At 66.4% G+C, this 5,393-nt stretch carries 5 protein-coding genes; all 5 read right to left on the bottom strand.

From position 1 onward, the window contains the following. Positions 1-37: 37 nt before the first annotated feature. Positions 38-817, bottom strand: a complete 780-nt coding sequence (locus I6U14_RS11990; RefSeq protein WP_296899620.1) for a dienelactone hydrolase family protein — start codon at positions 815-817, stop codon at positions 38-40. A 189-nt stretch (positions 818-1,006) separates the two neighbouring features. Then, entirely contained in the window at positions 1,007-1,531 is a 525-nt protein-coding gene (locus I6U14_RS11985; protein ID WP_296899618.1) for a heme-binding protein, read from the bottom strand. A 248-nt stretch (positions 1,532-1,779) separates the two neighbouring features. Then, positions 1,780-3,027, bottom strand: a complete 1,248-nt coding sequence (gene ispG / locus I6U14_RS11980; protein ID WP_296899616.1) for a flavodoxin-dependent (E)-4-hydroxy-3-methylbut-2-enyl-diphosphate synthase — start codon at positions 3,025-3,027, stop codon at positions 1,780-1,782. Positions 3,028-3,237: 210 nt separating this feature from the next. After that, positions 3,238-4,110, bottom strand: coding sequence for an NUDIX hydrolase family protein (locus I6U14_RS11975; RefSeq protein ID WP_296899614.1), 873 nt, complete (start codon positions 4,108-4,110; stop codon positions 3,238-3,240). A 230-nt stretch (positions 4,111-4,340) separates the two neighbouring features. Then, the gene (locus tag I6U14_RS11970) at positions 4,341-4,745 is read right to left on the bottom strand and encodes a secondary thiamine-phosphate synthase enzyme YjbQ (RefSeq protein WP_296899612.1); all 405 of its coding nucleotides are present in this window, start codon (positions 4,743-4,745) and stop codon (positions 4,341-4,343) included. Positions 4,746-5,393 lie beyond the last annotated feature (648 nt).

Below are 5,393 nucleotides of genomic sequence, written 5' to 3'. Positions count from 1 at the left end.
TCGGAAGTGGTGCGGACCTGGTCGGCGGCGTCGGCCGTCAGTTGCCGAACAGCTCGTCGAAGAAGGCCTGCATGCGCGCCCAGGAGCGGGCGTCGGCCTGGGCGTCGTACTCCAGATTGTCGATGCCGTAGTCGCCGGCGTCCGGGTTGGTAAAGCCGTGGCGGGCGCCGCCGTAGATGTCCATCTCCCAGTTGGCACCGGCCTCTTCCAGCTTGTTCTGGAAGTTGGTCACCACCTCGGGCGCGATGAAGCTGTCGGCCTGGCCGTGCAGCACCAGAATCTCGGGCGCGATCTTGCCCTGGACCTCTTCGGGGGCTGCGGGCAGCGAGCCGTGGAAGCTCACAACGCCGAGCACATCGGCACCGCCGTAGGCCATTTGCATGACCGTGCCGCCGCCGAAGCAGTAGCCGATGGCCGCGGTCTTGTCCGTGTCGGTGTACTCGCTGGCCTTGAGCTGCTCCAGCCCGAGTGCGGCGCGCTGGCGCCACAGCTCCACATCGGCGGTGACCTCCTGCATCCAATCCCGGGCCTGGCTCGGTTGATCCGTCACCTGGTTGTTGCCGTACATGTCGGCGGCGAAGGCGACGTAGCCCAGCTCAGCGAGCATCTCCGCCCGCTTCTTCGCATAGTCGTTCAGGCCCCACCATTCGTGGATCACCAGCACACCGGGGCGCTTGCCCTCGATGCTGTCGTCCCAGTACAGGTGGCCTGTGAGCGGCACGTCCTCGTCCATGTACTCGACGGCCTTGGTCTGCACCTCCGCCAGGACGGTGCCGGCAGAGAAAAGAAGCACAAAGAAGGGGAAAAGCATGCGCATGGTTCGGGACCTTTCGCTGAGTTTGGGCGTAAAGCAGAGGCCGTCCGGGCAAGTGTTCGGGGCAGGGTGGTGCATCGAGGGACGGCAGGCCTCCACGCGGCCCGCTTGGCCTAGGCTGCGTGGTTGAGGCGAATGCACGGCGCCCCCCGGACAATGGCCGGGAGACGACCGGCGCATGGGCGTGCCGGATCAGAACGCCATTTCCAGGTCGTCCTGCACCGCGTCGACGCCCGCTTGTGCGCACTCCTCGTCTGTCTCGCCGGCGGGTGCGCCGCTCACGCCCACACCGCCGATCAGGGAGCCGCCGCTGGTGACAGTAACGCCGCCTGCTGACATGACCAGGAAGTCCTGCCGGCCCACGGCGGTGTCGGCCCGCTCGGCGAGGGCGGAGGTGTTGGCGTTGAAGTTCACTGCCGTGTACGCTTTCTTGTAGCTGATGGGCACCGTGATGGGCGCGGCGATGGTGTCACGCAGCTGCACCTGCACAACGCCGTCCCGGTCCACAACGGTCACACCGATCTGGATGCCCTTCTCGCGGCAGGCGTCCACGGTGGCCTGGGCGATCTTCTGCGCCGTGTCCAGCGACAGGCGCTTGACGGACACGGTCATCGGGTCTTCTGCCAGGGCCGGTGCGGCGGCGCCTGCAGTGATTAACGCGGCGGCCCAGATGATGCTGACGCCGGCGGCGGCGCGGGTACGGAGCGGACGGATCATGCAAGAACTCCTCGTTCGGGTGTCGTTGGAGATTGGTGGCGCGATATGCTCGGCGGGTCGAAACCAGAGGGGGCGGCCCACCGGTGCCCTCAAGATGGGCACTATTCCCCATCGGCAAAGGGGCAGCTCGGCAGATGCTTGTGGCGCGGCGCAACCTAAGGCACGGCACGCCGGCCGAGTGGTGACACCGCCGCGGCGGTGTTTCCCGTGGACGGCGGCTTGTCGGCGTGAGCCGGGGCGCTCTGGCTTCAGCCGCCCGCCCCGCTGGATGGATAACGCTCCGCAACGTAGTCGTTGACCATCTCTTTGAAGCGCTCGGCGATGCCGGCGCCCTTCAGCGTCGTGACCTTCTGACCATCGATGTAGACAGGGGCGGAAGGCTGCTCGCCGGTACCGGGGAGGCTGATGCCGATATTGGCCTGCTTGCTCTCGCCGGGGCCGTTGACGACGCAGCCCATGACGGCCACCTGCATGGTCTCGACGCCGGGGTGGGTCTCGCGCCAGACAGGCATCTGCTCGCGCAGATAGCCCTGGATCTCTTCGGCGAGCTCCTGGAACACGGTGCTGGTGGTGCGCCCGCAGCCGGGGCAGGCTGTGACCATGGGCGCGAAGGGGCGCAAGCCCATGGTCTGCAGGATCTCCTGGGCGACGACCACCTCGCGCGTGCGCGGCTCGCCCGGTGCCGGCGTCAGCGACACGCGGATGGTGTCACCGATACCCTCCTGCAGCAGTACCGCCAGCGCCGCAGTGCTGGCGACGATGCCCTTGGAGCCCATGCCGGCCTCGGTGAGCCCCAAATGCAGCGCATGGTCGGTGCGCTCGGCGAGCATGCGGTAAACACTGATGAGATCCTGCACGCCGCTCATCTTGCAGGAGAGGATGATGTGGTCCCGCGGCAGGCCGAGCTCCTCGGCGCGCAGCGCGCTGCTGACAGCGGACTCCACCATGGCCTCCCGCATCACGGCATCGGCCTCCTTTGGCGTTGCGAGCTTGGCGTTCGCGTCCATCATGCGCACCACCAGCTCCTGATCCAGGCTGCCCCAATTGACGCCGATGCGCACCGGGCGGTCATAACGGCAGGCGATCTCGATCATGGTGGCGAACTGGCTGTCGCGCTTCTCGCCGCGGCCGACGTTGCCGGGGTTGATGCGGTACTTGGCGAGCGCTTCGGCGCAGGCCGGATAGTCGCTCAACAGCCGATGGCCGTTGAAGTGGAAGTCGCCGATCAGGGGCACGTCGACCCCCATGGCGTCCAGCCGCTCGCGGATGGTCGGCACCGCCGCCGCCGCGGACTCGTTGTTCACGGTGATGCGCACGAATTCCGAGCCCGCCCGCGCCAGCTCGGCGCACTGGGTGACCGTGGACTCGATGTCCGCGGTGTCGGTGTTGGTCATGGACTGAACGCGGATCGGCTCGTCGCCGCCGACGCCGATGCCGCCGATGGTCACGGGCACCGTGCGTCGGCGCTGGATTGCGGAGGTGGGTCTGCTGCTCATGGCCTTGGGTGAGACTCTGGGGCTTGTGCTTTAGGGCTGATGCTCTGGGGTTGATGGTCTGGGGTCGATGGTCCGGGGACGAGTGATTCGGGCGGCGGCCGCGGTGTTGGGCAAATGCGCTGCGCCTGACATCGGCACCGGCAACGCATCGACACCCGCCGCCGTGTGGGCACAGGGCCGGCAACGCCGACGGGGCCTATTGTGCGCCGGTCAAGATGGCTCCGTCTGCCCCGATGGCAACGTCGCCCGCAGGCCGGATGCGATGGCCAGGTAGTCCGGGTGCTCCGGCCCGATGAGGCCGTGGCGGATGAGAAAGTCGATGATCACCAGGTTGCAATTGAGCTTGAAGTCCTGAGTGGTCTCGATGATGCGCATCACCTCGCGGGCGGGCATGAGGTGGAAGGATTCCACCTCATCGTCGTTGCAGCGCGGCTCGATGCCCTCGGGCAGCTCGAGATCGTAGCAGTAGATGGTGTCGGGCTTGAGGCCGCGGTCGGAGTCCCGGCAGTAGGAAACGATGCCCACGGGCCGGGCGCGGTCGGCGATCTCGGCCGGCAGCGCTGCCTCCTCCCAGCACTCCTTGCGCAGATTGTCTGCGAGCGAGATGCCCCAGGGTAGGCCGCCCGCGACCATGTGGTCGAGCTTTCCCGGCGCCACGCGGCGGCTGCGGGAGCGGCGCCCGATCCACAGGTGCAGCCCATCGTCGCGGCGCACATAGCCGTTCAGATGCTGGCCGAAGGCGCGGATACCGAAGTACGGCGCCACCGCGCGGTCCATGAGGAAGCGCGCCTCGCGATTGGCATTCAGTACGGGGTAGCGCTCGCCGTGCAGATGGCTCACCAAGTTGCGCTGGTCGAGGTCCGCGCTCAGCGCCGCGAACGCGTCGGTGCGCGCATCGAAGTCGTCGGGCGCAGTCTGCCAGTGCAGCGTATCGTCCACCAGCGTGAAGTCTTCCCCGAGCCCGGCCAGCGCCCGCGCGAAGCTGCGCCGCACCCAGCCCAGCTGCTCGCCAGCCAAGCCAAAGGGCTGGAAGTCCGCCGGGCGCCAGTGGTTGCAGGCGCGTATGTGGGTGAGGAAGGGCATCAGGAAGGATTGAGTACGTAGCGCGAGGTACGGGTACGCAGCGCACGGTGCAGGGTCCGACCTCCGCACTCCCTGCTCAGCGAATCATCCGGTGCGCACCGTTCAGACAGATACAGCGGGCCGGTCAAGCGTCCGGCTCACGTACTTGGTACTCCGTACTCCGTACTGTGCAATGCGCAGGCTTCCGACCAAAGCGCCTACGCCGATGGCCTACGCACCCCATGACAGCATCAACGCGATAGCACCGTACAAACCACCCGCCGATCGCTCCGCGGCCCGTCGAACTCGCAGAAGAACACATTCTGCCAGGTGGAGAGCCCGAGCTGGCCATCGATGATGGGGATGGTCTCCGAGGGCCCCACCAACCCGGCCTTGAGGTGCGAATCGCCGTTGCCGTCCTGGGCATCGTGCCGCCAGACGCCGCGGGGGATGAGCTGCCGCAGAAGCTCCACGACATCCGTCTGCACGCTGTCGTCCCAGTTCTCCTGGATCATGATGGCGGCCGTGGCACCTTGCGCATAGACGCTGAGCAGGCCGTTCTGCACACCGCTGCGGGCAACGACCTCGCGGACCTGCGGGGTGATGTCCACGAGCACCTCACGGGTGCGGGTCACGAGGCGGATGGTTTCCAACATAGGGCTCAGTCAGACCGGACCGCGGTGTCTAATTGTAGATGGAGGCCAAGTGCTTGCCTTGCTTGTGGGTGAGCCGCTTCTCCATGTCACGCTACTCCGCTCCATAGCGCGATCAACTGCAATGGGTTCTGCGAGCATTTGTTATGGACACCATAGACAACTCCCGTGCTTGTCGTGATGGATACCGGCTCCGCCGCTTGTGATGCTCGATACCGGGATCGCCGGCTGACGAAGACAGGCTGCCCGCTGCTAAGCCAAGATTGACCGATGCCACAGCGTAGCTAAACCTGAGGACTCGTCGCAAACCACGCTGATCACTGCGAAACGTTGCTGCTCACTGTTCCGAGGGCCCAGGCCGGTACCCAACAGACAGCGACCCGTCCGCTCGTCGTTGACGATCGTCCGCTTCGGATCACATTGCGGTCGATCGGCGGGCCGCGCCCGCTGGCAGGTAACGACCCAGAGCCGACACCGATGCCTCGAGGGCCGGGGTTCCCAGTTGAGCGGGCAGCGGACACCCACCGTAGCCATGAGGTACAGATACTGTCCCCAGAGCGCGCCTGGGTCGGCCCCCGTCCCCTTGTAGTATTCTTCCGGCTTGTCGATTCGACCATCGGGGACATGCTGGCTTGCTGGTTTATCTGGACA

The sequence above is a fragment of the Thiohalocapsa sp. genome, assembly GCF_019695415.1.
Taxonomy (GTDB): Bacteria; Pseudomonadota; Gammaproteobacteria; order Chromatiales; family Chromatiaceae; genus Thiohalocapsa.
Note: the sequence above shows the minus strand (reverse complement) of the source record. Positions and strands in the feature narration are given on the sequence as shown.

What these genes read in the sequence shown, in the direction of transcription:
- I6U14_RS11975 (WP_296899614.1), bottom strand. Translation starts at nt 4,110, where the DNA reads ATGCCCTTCCTCACCCACATACGCGCCTGCAACCACTGGCGCCCGGCG.
- I6U14_RS11990 (WP_296899620.1), bottom strand. Translation starts at nt 817, where the DNA reads ATGCGCATGCTTTTCCCCTTCTTTGTGCTTCTTTTCTCTGCCGGCACC.
- ispG (WP_296899616.1), bottom strand. Translation starts at nt 3,027, where the DNA reads ATGAGCAGCAGACCCACCTCCGCAATCCAGCGCCGACGCACGGTGCCC.
- I6U14_RS11970 (WP_296899612.1), bottom strand. Translation starts at nt 4,745, where the DNA reads ATGTTGGAAACCATCCGCCTCGTGACCCGCACCCGTGAGGTGCTCGTG.
- I6U14_RS11985 (WP_296899618.1), bottom strand. Translation starts at nt 1,531, where the DNA reads ATGATCCGTCCGCTCCGTACCCGCGCCGCCGCCGGCGTCAGCATCATC.